Origin of the sequence: Micromonospora sp. NRRL B-16802 (genome assembly GCF_001279555.1) — a bacterium.
Classification (GTDB): domain Bacteria; phylum Actinomycetota; class Actinomycetes; order Mycobacteriales; family Micromonosporaceae; genus Micromonospora; species Micromonospora profundi.
On sequence record NZ_LGEB01000002.1, the window covers coordinates 17,795 to 35,405 of the forward strand.

14 protein-coding genes are annotated in these 17,611 nt (G+C 71.5%); 10 read left to right on the plus strand and 4 right to left on the minus strand.

Features of this window, described 5'->3' with window-relative positions; translation table 11 throughout:
* Nucleotides 1-67: 67 nt before the first annotated feature.
* The 3 genes from ADK66_RS03225 (at nt 68) to ADK66_RS31765 (ending at nt 2,404) form a co-directional block, all read left to right on the plus strand.
* Entirely contained in the window at nt 68-406 is a 339-nt protein-coding gene (locus tag ADK66_RS03225) for a helix-turn-helix transcriptional regulator (RefSeq protein WP_013284484.1), read from the plus strand.
* Nucleotides 403-2,112: a SulP family inorganic anion transporter gene (locus ADK66_RS03230; RefSeq protein WP_053652382.1), complete on the plus strand. Its 1,710-nt coding sequence runs from the start codon at nt 403-405 to the stop codon at nt 2,110-2,112. The genes ADK66_RS03225 and ADK66_RS03230 overlap by 4 nt, the downstream gene beginning before the upstream one ends.
* A gap of 118 nt (nt 2,113-2,230) precedes the next feature.
* Nucleotides 2,231-2,404 carry a hypothetical protein gene (locus ADK66_RS31765; RefSeq protein ID WP_167945542.1) on the plus strand — a complete coding sequence of 58 codons (174 nt, stop codon included), beginning with the start codon at nt 2,231-2,233 and terminating at the stop codon, nt 2,402-2,404.
* A gap of 104 nt (nt 2,405-2,508) precedes the next feature.
* Here ADK66_RS31765 and ilvD read toward each other — a convergent pair whose 3' ends face one another.
* Nucleotides 2,509-4,356 carry a dihydroxy-acid dehydratase gene (gene ilvD / locus ADK66_RS03240; protein WP_082377182.1) on the minus strand — a complete coding sequence of 616 codons (1,848 nt, stop codon included), beginning with the start codon at nt 4,354-4,356 and terminating at the stop codon, nt 2,509-2,511.
* A gap of 127 nt (nt 4,357-4,483) precedes the next feature.
* Here ilvD and ADK66_RS03245 point away from each other — a divergent pair, with 127 nt between their 5' ends.
* From ADK66_RS03245 to serA, 5 genes are all read left to right on the plus strand, one after another.
* A complete protein-coding gene (locus ADK66_RS03245; protein WP_053652385.1) occupies nt 4,484-6,838 on the plus strand; it encodes a bifunctional diguanylate cyclase/phosphodiesterase in 2,355 nt (784 codons plus the stop codon).
* A 187-nt stretch (nt 6,839-7,025) separates the two neighbouring features.
* Nucleotides 7,026-8,906, plus strand: a complete 1,881-nt coding sequence (locus ADK66_RS03250) for an acetolactate synthase large subunit (protein WP_053652386.1) — start codon at nt 7,026-7,028, stop codon at nt 8,904-8,906.
* 2 nt (nt 8,907-8,908) lie between these two features.
* The gene (gene ilvN, locus ADK66_RS03255) at nt 8,909-9,424 is read left to right on the plus strand and encodes an acetolactate synthase small subunit (protein ID WP_053652387.1); all 516 of its coding nucleotides are present in this window, start codon (nt 8,909-8,911) and stop codon (nt 9,422-9,424) included.
* A 94-nt stretch (nt 9,425-9,518) separates the two neighbouring features.
* Nucleotides 9,519-10,532 (plus strand): ketol-acid reductoisomerase, encoded by a 1,014-nt coding sequence (ilvC, locus tag ADK66_RS03260; RefSeq protein ID WP_053652388.1) that lies wholly within the window; start codon nt 9,519-9,521, stop codon nt 10,530-10,532.
* Between the two features lie 401 nt (nt 10,533-10,933).
* A complete protein-coding gene (serA, locus tag ADK66_RS03265) occupies nt 10,934-12,532 on the plus strand; it encodes a phosphoglycerate dehydrogenase (protein WP_053652389.1) in 1,599 nt (532 codons plus the stop codon).
* A gap of 88 nt (nt 12,533-12,620) precedes the next feature.
* On the opposite strand, the gene ADK66_RS03270 is transcribed toward serA, so the two are convergent.
* Together ADK66_RS03270 and ADK66_RS03275 are read right to left on the minus strand one after the other, a co-directional pair.
* Nucleotides 12,621-12,977, minus strand: a complete 357-nt coding sequence (locus ADK66_RS03270; protein ID WP_053652390.1) for a hypothetical protein — start codon at nt 12,975-12,977, stop codon at nt 12,621-12,623.
* 401 nt (nt 12,978-13,378) lie between these two features.
* Nucleotides 13,379-14,221 (minus strand): FAD:protein FMN transferase, encoded by an 843-nt coding sequence (locus ADK66_RS03275; RefSeq protein ID WP_053652391.1) that lies wholly within the window; start codon nt 14,219-14,221, stop codon nt 13,379-13,381.
* 224 nt (nt 14,222-14,445) lie between these two features.
* On the opposite strand from ADK66_RS03275, the gene ADK66_RS03280 reads away from it, so the two are divergent.
* Together ADK66_RS03280 and ADK66_RS03285 are read left to right on the plus strand one after the other, a co-directional pair.
* Nucleotides 14,446-15,480 carry a 3-isopropylmalate dehydrogenase gene (locus ADK66_RS03280; RefSeq protein ID WP_053652392.1) on the plus strand — a complete coding sequence of 345 codons (1,035 nt, stop codon included), beginning with the start codon at nt 14,446-14,448 and terminating at the stop codon, nt 15,478-15,480.
* Nucleotides 15,481-15,642: 162 nt separating this feature from the next.
* Nucleotides 15,643-16,740, plus strand: a complete 1,098-nt coding sequence (locus ADK66_RS03285) for a branched-chain amino acid aminotransferase (RefSeq protein WP_053652393.1) — start codon at nt 15,643-15,645, stop codon at nt 16,738-16,740.
* Between the two features lie 81 nt (nt 16,741-16,821).
* Here ADK66_RS03285 and ADK66_RS03290 read toward each other — a convergent pair whose 3' ends face one another.
* Complete coding sequence (locus ADK66_RS03290) at nt 16,822-17,562, minus strand: tyrosine-protein phosphatase (RefSeq protein ID WP_053652523.1); 741 nt, start codon at nt 17,560-17,562, stop codon at nt 16,822-16,824.
* Nucleotides 17,563-17,611 lie beyond the last annotated feature (49 nt).

Sequence of the window (17,611 nt, forward strand, 5' to 3'; positions counted from 1 at the left end):
TCATCTTCGTCGATTTGAAGACTTTTGCAAGTGGTAAAGTCTTCAGAGTCGGCGGAGGGGATGTGTCATGTCGGTGCCGCTGTACCAGGCGAAGGCGGAGCTGTTCCGGACCCTCGGGCATCCGGTCCGCATCCGGGTGCTCGAACTGCTCCAGGACGGGCCGAAGCCGGTCCGGGACCTGCTGGCAGCCATCGACGTGGAGGCATCGAACCTCTCCCAGCAGCTCGCCGTGCTGCGGCGGGCCGGCATGGTCACCTCGTACCGGGACGGCCCCCTGGTCATGTACGCGCTCAGCACCCCCGACGTGGCCGACCTGCTCGCCGCCGGGCGGCGCATCCTCGGCGCGGTCCTCACCGACCGGGACGCCCTGCTTGACGAACTACGGGCCTCGGGGACGGACCGGTGAGTGCAGCGGCACCTGCGGCGGCCGGTCGTCGTCGCGCCGGCCAGGTCGTACGGCAGGCGGGCCGGCTGTTCGGCGGGCTGCTGCCCCGCCGGGCCGACTGGGAGAACGCGCGTCGCTCACCTCGACGCGACCTGGTCGCCGGGCTCACAGTGGCAGTGGTGGCGCTTCCCCTCGCGCTCGCCTTCGGCGTCACCTCCGGGCTCGGCGCGCAGGCTGGCCTCGTCACCGCAGTGGTCGCCGGAGCCGTCGCGGCGATCTTCGGCGGCTCCAACCTCCAGGTCTCCGGTCCCACCGGTGCCATGACAGTGGTGCTGGTGCCCGTGGTGCAGCAGTTCGGCGCCCGCGGCGTGCTGATGGTCGGCGCGCTGGCCGGGCTGATCCTGATCGCGCTCGCACTGGCCCGCCTCGGCCGCTACGTCCGCTATCTGCCCACCCCGGTGATCGAGGGCTTCACCGCCGGTATCGCCGTGGTCATCGCGCTGCAACAGGTGCCGGCCGCGCTCGGCGTCACCGGCGCGCACGGCGAGAAGGTGTGGGCGGTGGCCGCCGACGCGGTCGCCCGGTTCGCCGCGCAGCCCCGGCCCGCCGCGATCGCCGTGACGCTCGGCGTGGCGGCGTTGATGCTGCTCGGCGCCCGGTGGCGGCCCGCCGTGCCGTTCTCCCTGGTCGGAGTGGCCGCCGCCACGCTCCTCGCCGAGTTGGCGCCGATCGACCTGGCCCGGATCGGCGAGCTGCCGCAGGGACTGCCCGTACCGTCGCTGGACTTCATCGACGTCGGCGCGCTCGGCACGCTGCTGCCGAGCGCCGTGGCCGTGGCCGCGCTCGCCGCCCTGGAGAGCCTGCTCTCCGCGACAGTTGCGGACGGAATGACGGTCGGCGAACGGCACGACCCCGACCGGGAACTGTTCGGTCAGGGCCTGGCCAACCTCGCCTCCCCGGTCTTCGGCGGCATCCCGGCGACCGCTGCCATCGCCCGTACCGCGGTGAACGTGCGCGCCGGAGCGTCCTCGAAGCTCGCCGCGCTCACGCACGCCGTCGCCCTCGCCGCGATCGTGCTCGCCGCCGCCCCGCTCGTCGGCCGTATCCCGCTCGCCGCACTGGCCGGGGTGCTGCTCGCCACCACCGTCCGGATGGTGGAGGCGGCCTCCCTGCTGGCGCTGATGCGGGCCACCCGCGCCGACGCGGTCGTGCTGGTGCTGACGTTCGCCGTCACGGTGATCTGGGACCTGGTGACCGCTGTGGTCGTCGGACTCGCCGTCGCGGCCGTCCTGGCGCTGCGCGCGGTCGCCCGCAGCGCCCGGCTGGAACAGGTCCCTCTGGACACCGGCGAGCACAGCGCCGAGGAACACGCACTGCTCACCGAGCACATCGTCGCGTACCGGCTCGACGGGCCGCTCTTCTTCGCCGCCGCGCACACCTTCCTGCTGGAGCTGGCGGAGGTGGCCGACGTACGGGTGGTGATCCTGCGGATGTCCCGCGTCTCCACGGTCGACGCCACAGGCGCCCAGGTGCTCGGCGACGCCATCGCCCGGCTGCGCGCCCGGGGGATCACTGTATTGCTCTCCGGCATCACCCCGGGCCACGACCAGGTGCTCAGCACCCTCGGTGTCGCCGACGAACTGCGCCGCGAGGGTCTGGTCTTCCCGGACACCCCGTCCGCCATCCGCTACGCCCGAGGCGTGGCCCTCGCCCCGAGCCCGTCCTAGACGCCCGTCTCCGCGCACCTGACCCCCGGTCGGTGTGGGCGGGCTCCGCTCGCACCGAAATGGACGCTGGACGGGCGGCTGGTCGTTCGAGGTGGCGCCGGGCGGGTACCAGGGCGGCATGACTGATCCGGTTGAGCTTTCCGAACTGCACGCCGGGGGCGCCGACCCCGACGACGTCACCCCGGAGGAGCCGCACGAGAACCTGGACGGAACCGACGAGGACGTGCCCGCGGAGGCCGGCCTGCCCGTCGACGGCACCACGCCGGCCGGGGAGGACCCGACCCAACCCTGACGCGACGGCAGCCGTACGAACGGAACGGTCCGCCGCACGGACCTGAGGTGTTAGGAAGGGCCCCCTCCTATACCTGAGGCGTTAAGAGGGGGCCCTTCCTTACTTCACTCGGGGACGCGGCGGTACGCGCCGTCGCTGGCCGACGTGGCCATCGAGGCGTACGCGCGTAGTGCCGCCGACACCGGACGCTGCCTGTCGACAGGGGTGTACGGCTTGTCGCGCTTCTCCTCGGCCACCCGGCGCGCCTCCAGCTCGTCGGCGGGCACGTTCAGCTCGATGGAGCGCCCCGGGATGTCGATGACGATCTCGTCACCGTTGCGGACCAGGGCGATCAGCCCGCCGGAGGCGGCCTCGGGGGAGGCGTGCCCGATGGAGAGCCCGGAGGTGCCACCGGAGAAACGACCGTCGGTGAGCAGCGCGCAGGAACGCCCCAACCCTCGGCCCTTGAGGAACGAGGTCGGGTAGAGCATCTCCTGCATGCCGGGGCCGCCCTTCGGGCCCTCGTACCGGATCACCACGACGTCTCCGGCGACGATCTCCTTGGCGAGGATCGCGGTCACGGCGTCGTCCTGCGACTCGTAGACCTTCGCCGGCCCACGGAAGGTCAGGCACTCCTCCGGCACGCCGGCGGTCTTGACCACGCAGCCCTCTGGGGCGAGGTTGCCGAACAGGATCGCCAGGCCACCGTCGGCGGAGTAGGCGTGCTCGCGGTCGCGGATGCAGCCCTCTGCGGCGTCGGTGTCAAGGGTCGACCAGCGGTTGGTGGTGGAGAACGGTTGGGTGGTGCGCACCCCGCCGGGTGCGGCGTGGAACAGCTCGACCGCCGTCGGCGTGGGTGAGCCGCTGCGGACATCCCAGTCGGTCAGCCACTGTGCCAGCGAGGGGGAGTGCACGGCGTGCACGTCGCGGTTGAGCTGCCCGGCGCGGTCCAGCTCACCGAGGATGGCGGGGATGCCGCCAGCCCGGTGGACGTCCTCCATGTGGTACTTCGGGGAGTTCGGCGCGACCTTGGCCAGGCAGGGCACCCGCCGGGAGATGGCGTCGATGTCGGCGACGCCGAAGTCCATTTCCGCCTCGCGGGCGGCGGCGAGCAGGTGCAGCACCGTGTTCGTGGAGCCGCCCATCGCGACGTCCAGGGCCACCGCGTTCCCGAAGGCGGCCTTGGAGGCGACGTTGCGGGGCAGCACGGAGTCGTCGTCACCGTCGTACCACCGCTTGGCGATATCCACGACGGTGCGGCCGGCCTCGACGAAGAGCGACCGGCGCGCGGCGTGGGTGGCGAGCGTCGAACCGTTGCCGGGCAGCGCCAGCCCGATCGCCTCGGTGAGGCAGTTCATCGAGTTGGCGGTGAACATGCCGGAGCAGGAGCCGCAGGTGGGGCATGCGGAGCGCTCGATCTCACCGAGCTGCTCGTCGGTGACAGCCTCGTTGGAGGAGGCGATCATCGCGTCGATCAGGTCGATCTTGGAGTGCACGATGCCCTCGATCGCCGTCGTCTTGCCGGCCTCCATCGGGCCGCCGGAGACGAAGACGGTAGGGATGTTGAGTCGCAGCGCGGCCAGCAACATGCCGGGGGTGATCTTGTCGCAGTTGGAGATGCAGACAAGGGCGTCGGCGCAGTGTGCGTTGACCATGTATTCGACCGCGTCGGCGATCAGCTCGCGGCTGGGCAGCGAGTAGAGCATGCCGCCGTGGCCCATGGCGATGCCGTCGTCGACAGCGATGGTGTTGAACTCCCGTCCCACCCCGCCGGCCTCGGCCACCGCGTCGGCGACCAGGCCACCCATGTCCTTGAGGTGTACGTGGCCCGGGACGAACTGGGTGAAACTGTTGGCGATGGCAACGATCGGCTTGCCGAAATCGTCGTCGGTCATCCCGGTGGCCCGCCAGAGGGCCCGGGCGCCGGCCATCGTCCGACCGTGTGTGGAAGTCCTCGACCGCAGCTCAGGCATGCGTACCAGCATGCCACCGTCCGCGCGCGGGCCGTCCGGTGTGTGTGCCGTGTCCCAACAGATGCACATCAGGTCCCCACGGCGCGTGCCCATCCGGCACTCTTGAGACGTGCATCTCCCCCCGGGCATGGTCGCCGTCGCGGCGCTGAGCGGGCTGGTCGCCGTCGCCGCCACCGTGCTGCTGACCATGGTCGCCCGGCGGCGCACCGGCCTGCACCGGCCGGCGCACGTGCTGCTCGCGGTGGCCGCCGGGGTGTCCCTTCTCAGCCTGCTGGCCGGCATGGTGGCGGTGCTCTCCGCGAGCGACCACTGGGCACACGAGCAGGGTCTGCGCACCGGCTGGGCCACCGCAGCGGCGGTCGGCACCGCGCTGAGCGGCTTGGCCTTCGCGGCCGGTCTGCTCCGGCTGCCGGGGGTTGCCGCCACCACGGCGGGAACGGCCCGGCTCGCCCTGGACAGCGTGACGATGGCGGCGGCGCTGTGGTTCGTCGGTTGGGTGCTCTTCTCCGAACCGACCCGGCTGCTGGGTGACGCCACTCCGATGGCCTGCCCGGCGATCGTGGTGGCCACGGTGAGCGCCGCGCTCGGCGCGGGGCTCGCCGTGATCGTGGTCTTCCGGGCCGCGGCCCCGCGTCGTGGCCTGACGGTGCTGGCCGCCGGGATCAGCGCGGTGAGCTGTGGTGGTCTGGGTCTCAGCGCCGGGCTCTGTCAGGCCGGGCCGACGATGGCGTTGGCCGGCGCTGCGGTGCTGGCCGCCGGCCTGCTGGCCGTCGCGTTCGCGGTGTACCGGGACGACCGGCCGGGGCAGATCGAGCTGGACCTGATCGGGCGCGACGGCGAATACGCAGTGGTTCCGATGGTGGCGATGGCCGCGTCGGCGACCTACCACCTCCTGCAGGGCGGCCAGTTCACCGCGCCGGGCATCGTGGCCGGCATCGTGGAGGGCTTCGCGCTCGTCGCCCGGCAGTACGTCACCCTCAAGGACGTCCGGGACTACGCCGGCCGGCTGGCCGAGCGGGAGGCACACTTTCGCGAGCTGGCCCACACCGACCCGTTGACATCGCTCGCCAACAGGCGGGGTCTGCTGCGCACGTTGCACGACAGCGCGGCGGCCGGCACCCCGTGCGTCCTGCTCAGTCTCGACCTGGACGGCTTCAAGCACGTCAACGACATGCGCGGTCACGGCGTGGGCGACGCCGTCCTGGCCGAGGTGGGCAGCCGGCTGCGCGGCAACCTGCGCCCCGGCGACATGGCGGCACGCCTCGGCGGCGACGAGTTCGCCGTCCTCATGTCGGCTCGGCCGGCCGAGGCGGACCGGGTCGCCGAGCGGCTGCTGGGGGTGCTCAACCGTCCGTACGACCAGGAGGAGGGGCCGGTCTTCCTGTCGGTGAGCATCGGTGTGGCCGGGTGGGCGGGCGCACCGGACGTGGACCTGCTGCTGCGGCACGCGGACCTGGCCCTGCGCTACGCCAAGCAGCGCGGCAAGAACCGGATCGAGCGTTACGACGCCGCGTACGACCAGTTGCTGCGCCGGCGCACGACGCTGGAGCACGAGATGCGCGGTGCCATCGAGCGCGACGAGCTGCGGCTGGCCTTCCAGCCGGTGGCGTCGCTGCCGTCGGTCCGGCCGGTCGGTGCCGAGGCGCTGCTCCGGTGGCACCATCCCGAGCTGGGCAACGTACGCCCGGACGAGTTCATCCCCCTCGCCGAGGAGTGCGGGATGATCGCCACGCTCGGCGCCTGGGTGCTGCACCAGGCCTGCTACCAGCTCTCGCGGTGGCTCGCCGACGGGCACGACGTCTGGGTCTCGGTGAACGTCTCACCCCGCGAGCTGCACGCCCCCGAGTACGTGGTGCAGGTCGCCGAGGCGCTGCGCGCCCACCACGTGCCGCCGCAGCGGCTCGTGCTGGAGGTCACCGAGCACGCGGTCGCCACCGACCTGGACGAGCTGATCCGACGGTTGACAGCGCTGCGGCTGACCGGTGTGCGGATCGCCCTGGACGACTTCGGCGCCGGCTACTCCTCGTTGGGGCAGCTGCGTCGTCTGCCGATCGACATTCTCAAGATCGACCACAGTCTGGTGGCCGAGCACGAGCCGGTCCGCCCGGTGGGCAAGGACGGCCCGGCGTTCGCCCCAATGGTCGACATCGTGATGCGGCTGGGTCACCAGTTGGGATTGGAGGTCATCGCCGAGGGTGTGACCACGCCCACCGAGTTGGCAGCGGTGGTCGCTGCCGGCTGCCGGTTCGGTCAGGGCGCCCTCTTCGGCTGGGGAGTGCCTGCCGAGCACCTGGAGGCGATGCTGGAGGCGGCCACCTCGCCGGGTGCGCGGCAAAGCCGGGTGCCCGCTCCGCGCCGGGTTCCGGGGGTTTCCGAGCAGGTCATCCCCTCTGCAGAGGGCGTGTCGGCGGCCGACGCGCCGCAGTCCGTTGACCAACATGTGAGATCAGTTGACTCATCGCGTGAGATGCGTCAGGCTTAGCCACATGTCGTCGTACCGGTCGCTGCGAGTACTTACCTGAGCGCACTCTCCCTCATCGAGAGTGCGCTGGCCCCGTGCATCTGCACGAGGGCCGTTTTTATTGCCGTCGGAACCTGTCGCGACGGGCCCTGCCCGCCTCGCATCGCTGAACGAGCCCCAGCCATTCCAGCCGAAGGCCAGAACCACAATGACGAGACCCACGCCCGAGACCCTCGCCCACACCGCCCGGCGGGCCCGCGCGGCCGAGCCGGCCGGTACCGCCGACCCCGCCGCCTCGCGCGCCGCAGCAGTCCCGGCCGCCCCGGCGGTACGGCCACCCGCCCCGACCGAGGTTTCCGGCGCCGGTTCGCTGGTGCGGTCCCTTGAGGCGCTCGGCGTCGACGTCGTCTTCGGCATCCCCGGCGGCGCGATCCTTCCGGCGTACGACCCGCTCTACGACTCCACCGTCCGGCACATCCTGGTCCGCCACGAGCAGGGCGCCGGTCACGCGGCGACGGGGTACGCGCAGGCCACCGGCAAGGTCGGCGTCTGCATGGCGACCTCCGGCCCGGGTGCGACCAACCTGGTCACCCCGATCGCCGACGCCTACATGGACTCGGTGCCGATGGTGGCGATCACCGGCCAGGTGGCCCGCCCGTCGATCGGCACCGACGCCTTCCAGGAGGCGGACATCCAGGGCATCACCCTGCCGATCACCAAGCACAACTTCCTGGTGCAGAACGCCGACGAGATCCCGCAGGTGCTGGCCCAGGCGTTCCACCTGGCCAGCACGGGCCGGCCCGGCCCGGTGCTCGTCGACATCCCCAAGGACGTCCTCCAGGCGTCGACGACCTTCGCCTGGCCGCCCACGCTGGAACTGCCCGGCTACCGGCCCACCCTGAACCCGCACGGCAAGCAGATCCGCGAGGCGGCCCGGCTGATGGCCGCGGCCCGCCGTCCGGTGCTCTACGTGGGCGGCGGTGTGCTCAAGGCCGGCGCCACCGACGGGCTGCGCCGGCTCGCCGAGCTGACCGGCATCCCGGTCGTCACCACCCTCATGGCGCTCGGTGCCTTCCCCGACTCGCATCCGCAGCACCTGGGGATGCCCGGCATGCACGGCACCGTCTCCGCCGTGTACGGCCTGCAGAAGGCCGACCTGATCGTGGCGCTGGGCGCCCGCTTCGACGACCGCGTCACCGGCAAGCTGGACTCGTTCGCACCGGACGCGGCCATCGTGCACGCCGACATCGACCCGGCCGAGATCGGCAAGAACCGGCACGCGGACGTCCCGATCGTCGGCGACGCCCGGCACGTCATCGACGAGCTGATCGCCGCTGTGACTGTCGAGCGGTCGGCGGGGAAAACCACCGACCTGGCCGACTGGTGGACCCAGCTGGACGACCTGCGCAACCGCTACCCGCTGGGCTACGACGAACCGGCGGACGGCACGCTCTCCCCGCAGTACGTCATCAAGCGGCTGGGTGAGATCGTCGGCCCGGACGCGATCTTCGTGGCCGGTGTGGGGCAGCACCAGATGTGGGCGTCCCAGTTCATCTCGTACGAGAAGCCGTACACCTGGTTGAACTCCGGTGGGCTCGGCACGATGGGCTACGCGGTGCCGGCCGCGATGGGTGCGAAGGTCGGCAAGCCCGACACCGTGGTGTGGGCGGTCGACGGCGACGGCTGTTTCCAGATGACCAACCAGGAGTTGGCCACCTGCGCGCTGGAGGGCATCCCGGTCAAGATCGCCGTCATCAACAACGGCAATCTCGGCATGGTCCGGCAGTGGCAGACGCTGTTCTACAACGAGCGGTACTCCAACACCGAACTCGGCACCCACAAGCACCGCATTCCCGACTTCGTCAAGCTCGCCGAGGCGCTGGGCTGCGTCGGGCTGCGCTGCGAGAGCCCCGACGACGTGGACAAGACCATCGCCGCCGCCATGGAGATCAACGACGCTCCCGTCGTGATCGACTTCGTGGTCGGCAAGGACGCCATGGTCTGGCCGATGGTCGCCGCCGGCACCAGCAACGACGAGATCATGTTCGCCCGTGGCGTTCGCCCGGCCTTCGACGAGGATGACATCTGATCATGACGATGCACACTCTGTCCGTGCTCGTGGAGAACAAGCCGGGCGTTCTCGCCCGCGTCTCCGGCCTGTTCTCCCGGCGCGGGTTCAACATCGACAGCCTCGCCGTCGGCGAGACCGAGAACCCGGACGTTTCCCGGATCACGATCGTGGTCAACGCCGACTCGTCCCCGCTGGAGCAGGTCACCAAGCAGCTCAACAAGCTCGTCAACGTGCTCAAGATCGTCGAGCTGGACGCGCAGGTCTCGGTCGCCCGGGAGTTGCTGCTGGTGAAGGTCCGCGCCGACCGGTCCGCACGCACCCAGGTGTTGGAGACGGTCAACCTGTTCCGCGCCCGGGTTGTCGACGTGGCACCGGACACGCTGACCATCGAGGCCACCGGTACGCCCGACAAGCTCGACGCTCTGCTGCGCGACCTGGAGCCCTTCGGCATCAAGGAAATGGTGCAGTCCGGCCTTGTGGCGATCGGGCGCGGCTCGCGTTCGATCACCGCCGGTCCCGCCTTGCGGGCCGCCTGACCCGCTGCCGGTCGGCCCCTGCGGGCCGTCCTCCGAATCCATCCGCACCGACCACGACGGGCCGCCCGGGCCGTCGTACGAAAGGGAAGTTCTCATGAGCGTTGAGGTTTACTACGACGACGATGCCGACCTCGGCCTGATCCAGGGCAAGAAGGTCGCGGTGATCGGCTACGGCAGCCAGGGCCACGCCCACGCGCTGTCGCTGCGTGACTCCGGCGTCGACGTGGTGATCGGTCTGCCGGAGGGCTCCAAGAGCCGTCCCAAGGCCGAGGAGCAGGGCCTGCGGGTGCTCACGCCGGCACAGGCCGCCGCCGAGGCTGACGTGATCATGGTGCTCGCGCCGGACACCGCCCAGCGCTCCCTCTACACCGAGTCGATCGCCCCGCACCTCGCCCCGGGCAAGGCCCTCTTCTTCGGCCACGGCTTCAACATCCGGTACGGGCTCATCAAGCCCCCGGCCGAGGTGGACGTCGCCATGGTCGCTCCGAAGGGCCCCGGCCACCTGGTCCGCCGCCAGTACACCGACGGCAAGGGCGTGCCCTGCCTGGTCGCCGTCGAGCAGGACGCAAGCGGCAACGCGCTCGCGCTCGCCCTCGCGTACGCCAAGGGGATCGGTGGCACCCGCGCCGGTGCGATCAAGACCACGTTCACCGAGGAGACCGAGACCGACCTCTTCGGTGAGCAGGCGGTGCTCTGCGGCGGTGCCGCGGCGCTGGTGCAGACCGGTTTCGAGGTGCTCACCGAGGCCGGCTACGCCCCCGAGGTGGCCTACTTCGAGTGCCTGCACGAGCTGAAGCTGATCGTCGACCTCATGTACGAGGGTGGCATCGCGAAGATGCGGTACAGCATCTCCGACACCGCCGAGTACGGCGACCTCTCCCGGGGCCCGCGCGTCATCGACTCCCGTGTCAAGGACGAGATGCGCAAGATCCTGGGCGAGATCCAGTCCGGCGAGTTCGCCCGCGAGTGGGTCGCCGAGGACGAGGCGGGCCGGCCCAACTTCACCAAGTGGCAGAACGAGGGCGCGGCGCACCCGATCGAGGAGACCGGCGCGAAGCTGCGCGGCATGATGAGCTGGGTCGACCGCCCGATCACCGAGACCGCCTGACGGTTTCGTAGCACCGGTCCAGCCGTCACCAACGGCGGATGATCCACCGATGGCCGGTGACCCGCGCTCTCCCCAGCGCGGGTCACCGGCCATCGGCCGTACGCGGGACCACCACCTGACCCTGGGCGCTCACCTTCTGGGATCAGGTGACGAACGCCTCGGCGGTGCCGTGACGAGCCGCAACAACGATGTCGGCCAGGTGAACGGGCCATGTCCAACGCCGGACCGCGCGTGTGAGGGCACTCACCTCGCAGACCGGAACATGCCGGCCAACGGGGCCCTACGATCGCGGTAGGTGCGCGCAGCCGGCACCTGACGGCCACGGCACGGGATCAGCGCAGGACGCAGTGCGGCGCCCTGTCGGCCCGGGCCGATCGCATACACGACCTCTACGAGGACCGATGAATCCTGTCGTACTGATCGCCGAAGAACTCGCCCCCGCCGCCATCGAGGTGCTCGCCCACGACTTCGACGTCCGGCACGTCGACGGCACCGACCGTCCGGCCCTGCTCTCGGCGCTCTCCGAGGCCGACGCCGTCATCGTGCGCAGCGCGACCCAGATCGACGCCGAGGCGATCGCCGCCGCGCCGCGACTCAAGGTGGTCGCGCGGGCGGGTATCGGCCTGGACAACGTCGAGGTGCCGGCGGCCACCGCCCGGGGCGTGATGGTCGTCAACGCTCCCACCTCGAACATCGTCTCCGCCGCCGAGCAGGCCGTCGCGCTGCTGCTGGCAGTGGCCCGCAACACCGCGAGCGCCAGCGCGGCGCTCAAGGCGGGGGAGTGGAAGCGGTCCAAGTACACGGGCGTCGAGGTGCAGGGCAAGACCGTCGGCGTGGTCGGGCTTGGCCGGATCGGGGTTCTCTTCGCCTCCCGCATCGCCGCCTTCGGCACCCGGCTGATCGCGTACGACCCCTACATCCAGCCGGCCCGCGCGGCCCAGCTCGGCGTACGCCTGGTCGGGCTCGAGGAGCTGCTGCGCGAGAGCGACTTCATCTCCATCCACCTGCCGAAGACCCCGGAGACGATGGGGCTCATCGGTGAGAAGGAACTGGCGATCGTCAAGCCGGGCGTGCGCATCGTGAACGCCGCCCGTGGTGGTCTTGTCGACGAGCAGGCGCTCGCGGACGCCATCGCCGAGGGCCGGGTCGCCGGCGCCGGTGTGGACGTGTACGCCAAGGAGCCGTGCACCTCGTCGCCGCTGTTCGCGTTCGACAACGTGGTGGCCACCCCGCACCTGGGTGCCTCCACCCACGAGGCTCAGGACAAGGCCGGCCTGGCCGTGGCCAAGAGCGTCAAGCTGGCGTTGCAGGGCGAGTTCGTGCCGGACGCCGTGAACGTGCAGGCCGGTGGCGTGGTCGCCCAGGACGTACGGCCGCTGCTGCCGCTGGCCGAGAAGCTGGGCCGGGCGTTCACCGCTGTCGCCGGTGGGGTCGCCGCGAGCGTCACCGTCGAGGTCCGTGGCGAGATCGTCGGCCACGACGTGTCGGTGCTCAAGCTGGCCGCGACGAAGGGTCTGTTCAGCTCCGTGGTCGAGGAGCAGGTCACCTACGTCAACGCACCGCACCTGGCCGCCGAGCGCGGCGTCGAGGTCACCCTCGCGAGCCTCGCCGAGACCGCCGAGCAGCCCACCCTGGTCACCGTACGCGGCGCGCTGCCGGACGGCCGGACGGTGAGCGTCTCCGGGACGGTGACCCACTCGGGCGCCCGGGACATCATCAAGCTGACCGAGGTGGACGGCTTCGACGTGGAGATCGGCGCCGAGGGCATCCTGCTCTTCCTGCGCTACGCCGACCGGCCGGGTGTCGTCGGCACCGTCGGCACCCTGCTCGGCGAGTCGGGCATCAACATCGCCGCGATGCAGGTCGCCCGGCGCGAGGCGGGCGGCGAGACGCTGATGACGCTTACCGTCGACCAGGCGCTCGGCGCCGACCTGCTCACCTCCGCGGCGGACTCGATCGGCGCGACGTCTGCCAGCGCGGCGGACCTGCGCGACGAGTAGTCGACGGCAACACCACGGGGGGCCCGGCGGCATGCCGGGCCCCTTCGTCGTACCCCGCGGGGGAGGGTTGCGGGCCGTCCCCGGTCGGTCAGTTGGTGACCCGCGTCGGCGGCGGGTAGACCGAGCCGTCCTGCGGGTCGAAGAGCATCAGCCCGTGCGCGCCGGCCAGTCGCTCGATGTCCAGCAGCACCTGGTCCGCGCAGGTCGGGTGCAGGTTCAGCTCGACATGGTCGTGGGCGGCGTGCAGGGGCGCGACGGCCCACGGACTGTCCGGGCCGGGGTGACGGTCCGGATAGGAGGCGGTGATCGCCCGGTAGAAGGCGACAACCCGCGGGTCCGGGTAACGGTCCACGTGCCGCCCCTGCCGGCAACCGTCGACCGCTGCCCGCACGTCCTCGGGCGTCGCCCCGTCCTCCAGGGCCCACACACTCAGATCGAAACTCACGGCGGACAGCGTGCCATCCGTCGTTCACCATGTCGAAACTGCCTCGCCGCAGCCGGATCGTCCGACCCGGGACTCATTGCCCACGACGGTCCGCTGTGGAGACTCTTGCCTCGAGTTGCGTCGATTCGCTAGCGTACGACTGCGGTCACTGGCCGAGTTCGCGGCGCCGGCCCGTCTTCGGGTGGCGCGGTCGACGTCCGGCCCGTCCGGTCCGCACCCCTCGATTGCGCGAGCCACGCGCACTCGTCGCTGACCGGCCCCCACAGCCGTTGCCGAGGCGGTGGGGGCCGATCGCAGCCCGACCGGCCGCCGCGCTCAGGCGGCCGAGGAGCGAATCGGGCGGGGAGCACCGCGGGGAGGCGGGGCTCGTGCGGCGTGTTTCAAAGCCGGTGAGCGAGCCTTCAGTGCCGGTGGGCGAAGAGCGCGCGATAGTCGGAGTTACCGCGGAACCACGCCAGGCCGGTGGGGCCTGCGGCGTAGAGCGCTGTGGCGTAGGCGTCGGCGACCGCCAGGTCCGGGCCGACGACAGTGGCGGCAGCGAGCTGGGTGGCCGGTTCGCCGGTGTGCGGGTCCACCACGTGCCCCTGCCGGCCGGTCACCCCGGAGGTGCCGACGGCGCCGTCTGTCATCTCCAGCACCAGCGGCGCGTGGTCGGGTGCCGTCGGGTGGTGCACCGCCACCCGCCACGGGCCGCCGTGCGGCGCGCGGCCCCGCACCACGAGGTCGGCGCCGGTGAGCACCGCGTAGTCGTGCACGCCGGCAGCCCGCAGCCGGGCGGCTGCGCGTTCCACGGCCCAGCCCCCGAGCAGTCCGCCCGGGTCGAAGCCGCCGGGCACCGCCCAGGCGTCGAACCATCCGTCGGTGGCGGCGCGCATCGCCGCGCAGCGGTCCACCAGGTCGGCCAGAGGGGGGTACGACTCGGGGCTGATCTCTCCGCGGCGAAGCTTGGAGACCAGGCTCTCCGGACGGTTCGGGCCGTAGGTCAGGTCGATGGCGCGTAGCTCCGCGACGCTGTCCCGCAGCGCTTCCCCGACGCCTCGACGGCCGAGCCACTCGGGCGCGTTGAGCAGCAGCGTGTACTCAGCGGTCGCGGTGCGCACCGTGTGTTGCAGGGCGATCCGGCCCTGCGTGGCGCTGGCCGGGTCGACCTGGTGCCGGCGGTTGCCCAGGCGCAGGTCGGGCCGGCGGTTGCGGAACGCGGACGTGTCCGGCCAGCGGGTCCGCGGCTGCTCGTCGATGAGCATGGCATCAGCCCCCTCGCAGTTGGCGTCGCGTCGTGGCGAATCGCCGTTCCCGGGCCCTTTGACCCGTCGACATCGACCCTAGGCAGCGGAGATGACCACCACATGGATCCCGGCTGAGAGGATGCTGTGGATCGGAAATCCCATATCGTGGAAGCTTCGTACCGGGAATCGGGACAAGGTCGTACCGTTGCCCGGACAGGGCAGTCGACGTAGGGAGTGCGGTCGTGGCGCGGATCGCGGTGGTGGCTGGGGACGGCATCGGGCCCGAGGTGGTCACGCAGGCCCGCAAGGTCCTCGACGCGGTGCTGCCCGGCGGTGTCGAGGCCACCGAGTACGACCTCGGTGCCGCCCGCTGGCACCGTACCGGAGAGGTGCTGCCCGACTCGGTGCTGGCCGAGCTGGCCGGGCACGACGCGATCCTGCTCGGCGCGGTGGGCGACCCCACGGTCCCGCCCGGTGTCCTGGAGCGGGGGCTGCTGCTCAAGCTCCGGTTCGCCTTCGACCAGTACGTCAACCTGCGCCCGTCCCGGCTCTGGCCCGGTGTCGCAGGCCCCCTCGGCAACGTGAAGCCCGGCGAGGTCGACCTGGTGGTCGTGCGCGAGGGCACCGAGGGTCTCTACGCCGGCGCCGGCGGATCGCTGCACCGCGACACCCCCGCCGAGGTCGCCACGGAGGAGAGCCTCAACACCCGGCACGGCGTGGAGCGGGTCATCCGTGACGCGTTCGTGCGGGCCGGCCGTCGGGAACGCCGCAAGGTCACGCTCGTGCACAAGACCAACGTGCTGACCCACGCCGGGTCGCTGTGGGCGCGCACCTTCGAGGCCGTCGCCGCCGAGCACCCGGACATCGAGACCGAATACCAGCACGTCGACGCGGCCGCGATGTTCCTGGTCACCCAGCCGCAGCGCTACGACGTGGTGGTCACCGACAACCTGTTCGGCGACATCCTCACCGACATCGCCGCAGCGGTCACCGGTGGCATCGGTCTGGCCGCCAGCGGCTGCATCAACCCCGAGGGCACGTACCCCTCGATGTTCGAGCCGGTGCACGGCTCCGCCCCGGACATCGCCGGGCAGGGCGTCGCGGACCCGGTCGCCGCGGTGCTCTCCGCCGCGTTGCTGCTGGAGCAGCTCGGGCACGCCGACGCGGCGGCCCGGGTCAACGCGGCGGTCGCCGCCGAGCTCTCCGGCCGCACCCCAGGCGTCACGCTGCGTACCGCCGAGGTCGGCGACCGTCTCGCCGCCCACGCCGTAGCCTGACCGCCCCGGCCTCTCAAAGCGCCGGGGCGGTATCCGCCTGTCCGGGCACTCAGCCCGCCCCGAGCGGCGCTTTCCGCTGAACGACCGTTCGGGGTAAGTTTTCGGCACAGCCATGTCGGCGTGCGATCCCGCATGCCGTTGTCCCGCAGGGAGGTCAGCGCGATGAGCGGTGGTGACATGCTCGACTTCGAGATCCGTCCGAATCCCGCGCCGGTATCCGCCGCCGACCGGGCCGCCCTGCTGGCCAACCCCGGCTTCGGCCGGGTGTTCACCGACCACATGGTCACCATCCGCTACGCCGAGGGCAAGGGTTGGTACGACGCCCGGGTGGAGGCGCGCGCACCGATCCCGATGGACCCGGCCAGCGCCGTGCTGCACTACGCGCAGGAGATCTTCGAAGGTCTCAAGGCGTACCGGACGGCCGACGGTGGCGTGACCATGTTCCGGCCGGACGCCAACGCCGCCCGCTTCGCCAGCTCGGCGCAGCGGATGGCGATGCCGGTGCTGCCACCCGAGGTCTTCGTCGACTCGCTGCACAAGCTCATCGAGATCGACAGGGAGTGGATCCCGACCGGCGAGGACGGCAGCCTCTACCTGCGGCCGTTCATGTTCGCCAGCGAGGTCTTCCTCGGCGTCCGCCCGTCGAACGAATACCTCTACATGGTGATCGCCTCACCGGTCGGGGCGTACTTCAGCGGCGGGGTCAAGCCGGTCACCGTCTGGGTCTCGCCGGACTACACCCGCGCCGCGCCCGGCGGCACCGGCGCGGCCAAGTGCGGCGGCAACTACGCCGCATCACTGGCCGCCCAGGCCGAGGCCATCGAGGCCGGCTGCGACCAGGTGGTCTTCCTCGACGCTGTGGAGCAACGCTTCGTCGACGAGCTGGGCGGCATGAACGTCTTCTTCGTCTACGACGACGACACGGTGGTCACCCCGCCGCTGACCGGCACGATCCTGCCGGGCATCACCCGCGACGCGGTCCTCACGCTGGCCGAGGGCGCTGGTCACCGGGTCGAGGAGCGGCCTGTCACGTTCGCCGACTGGCAGGCCGACGCGGCGAGCGGCCGGCTCCGCGAGGTCTTCGCCTGCGGCACCGCCGCGGTCATCACCCCGATCGGCGGGGTGCGCTTCCCCGACGGCGAGTTCCTGATCGGTGGCGGCGAGCCCGGCCGGGTGACGATGGCGCTGCGTCAGCAGCTCGTCGACATCCAGCGGGGCAGCGCACCCGACCCGCACGGCTGGGTGCGCCAGGTCCTCTGACACACCTCGCGTACCCGCAGCTCAGCGAAAACGGTCGGCGGCGCGACACCGCAAGGTGCCGCGCCGCCGACCGTCCGTCTCTCAGTCGAGCAGATGCTCGCGCAGGGCGTCGAGCTGCGCGTCGGTCACTCCGGCGTGGCGCAGGTACGCCTCGACCGAGCCGTACCCCGCACGCAGTTCGTCGAGGAAGGTCTGCATCGCCTCGGCGGGTGAGGCCAGGAACGGCGCCGGCACGTCCGTGACGTGCGGCATGGTGGCCGTCAGCCAGGCGCTGAACCGGGCCGACGCCTCGGTGCTGAGCGCGTAGTCGGCGACGATGTCGGCGTCGTCGACGCCCAGCACGGCGAGGGTCAACGCGCAGACGATGCCGGTGCGGTCCTTGCCGGCGACGCAGTGCACCACCACCGGAGCGTTCGCGGAGTCGGCGATGAGCCCGATGGCCTCGGCCAGGCCGGCGGTGCCGGTCTGGGCCAGATCGGCGTACCGGTCCGCGAGGTAGCGGGCCAGGTCGGTGCCCTCCTGGTGGGGCGTGGCGGCCCAGTCGTCGTGCTCGGGGTGGATGTGACGGTAGGTCAGGCCCGGATAGCTCGGGACCCGCCCGTCGCGCTCCACCTCTGTGGGTCGGCGCAGGTCGATGACGGTGCGGATGCCGATGGCGGCGAACGCGTCCCGGTCCTGCTCGTCGAGGCGGTGCAGGGAGTCGGAGCGGTAGAGGCGGCCCCGGCTCACGGTCCGAGCGTCGTGGCCGTGATAGCCGCCGACGTCGCGGAAGTTGAAGGTGGCGGGCAGCTGAATGTTTCGGTTGTCGTCGATGGCGTCCACGCTCACACGGTAACGGTCGGTGGGGTCGGACCCCACCGACCGTTGTGCT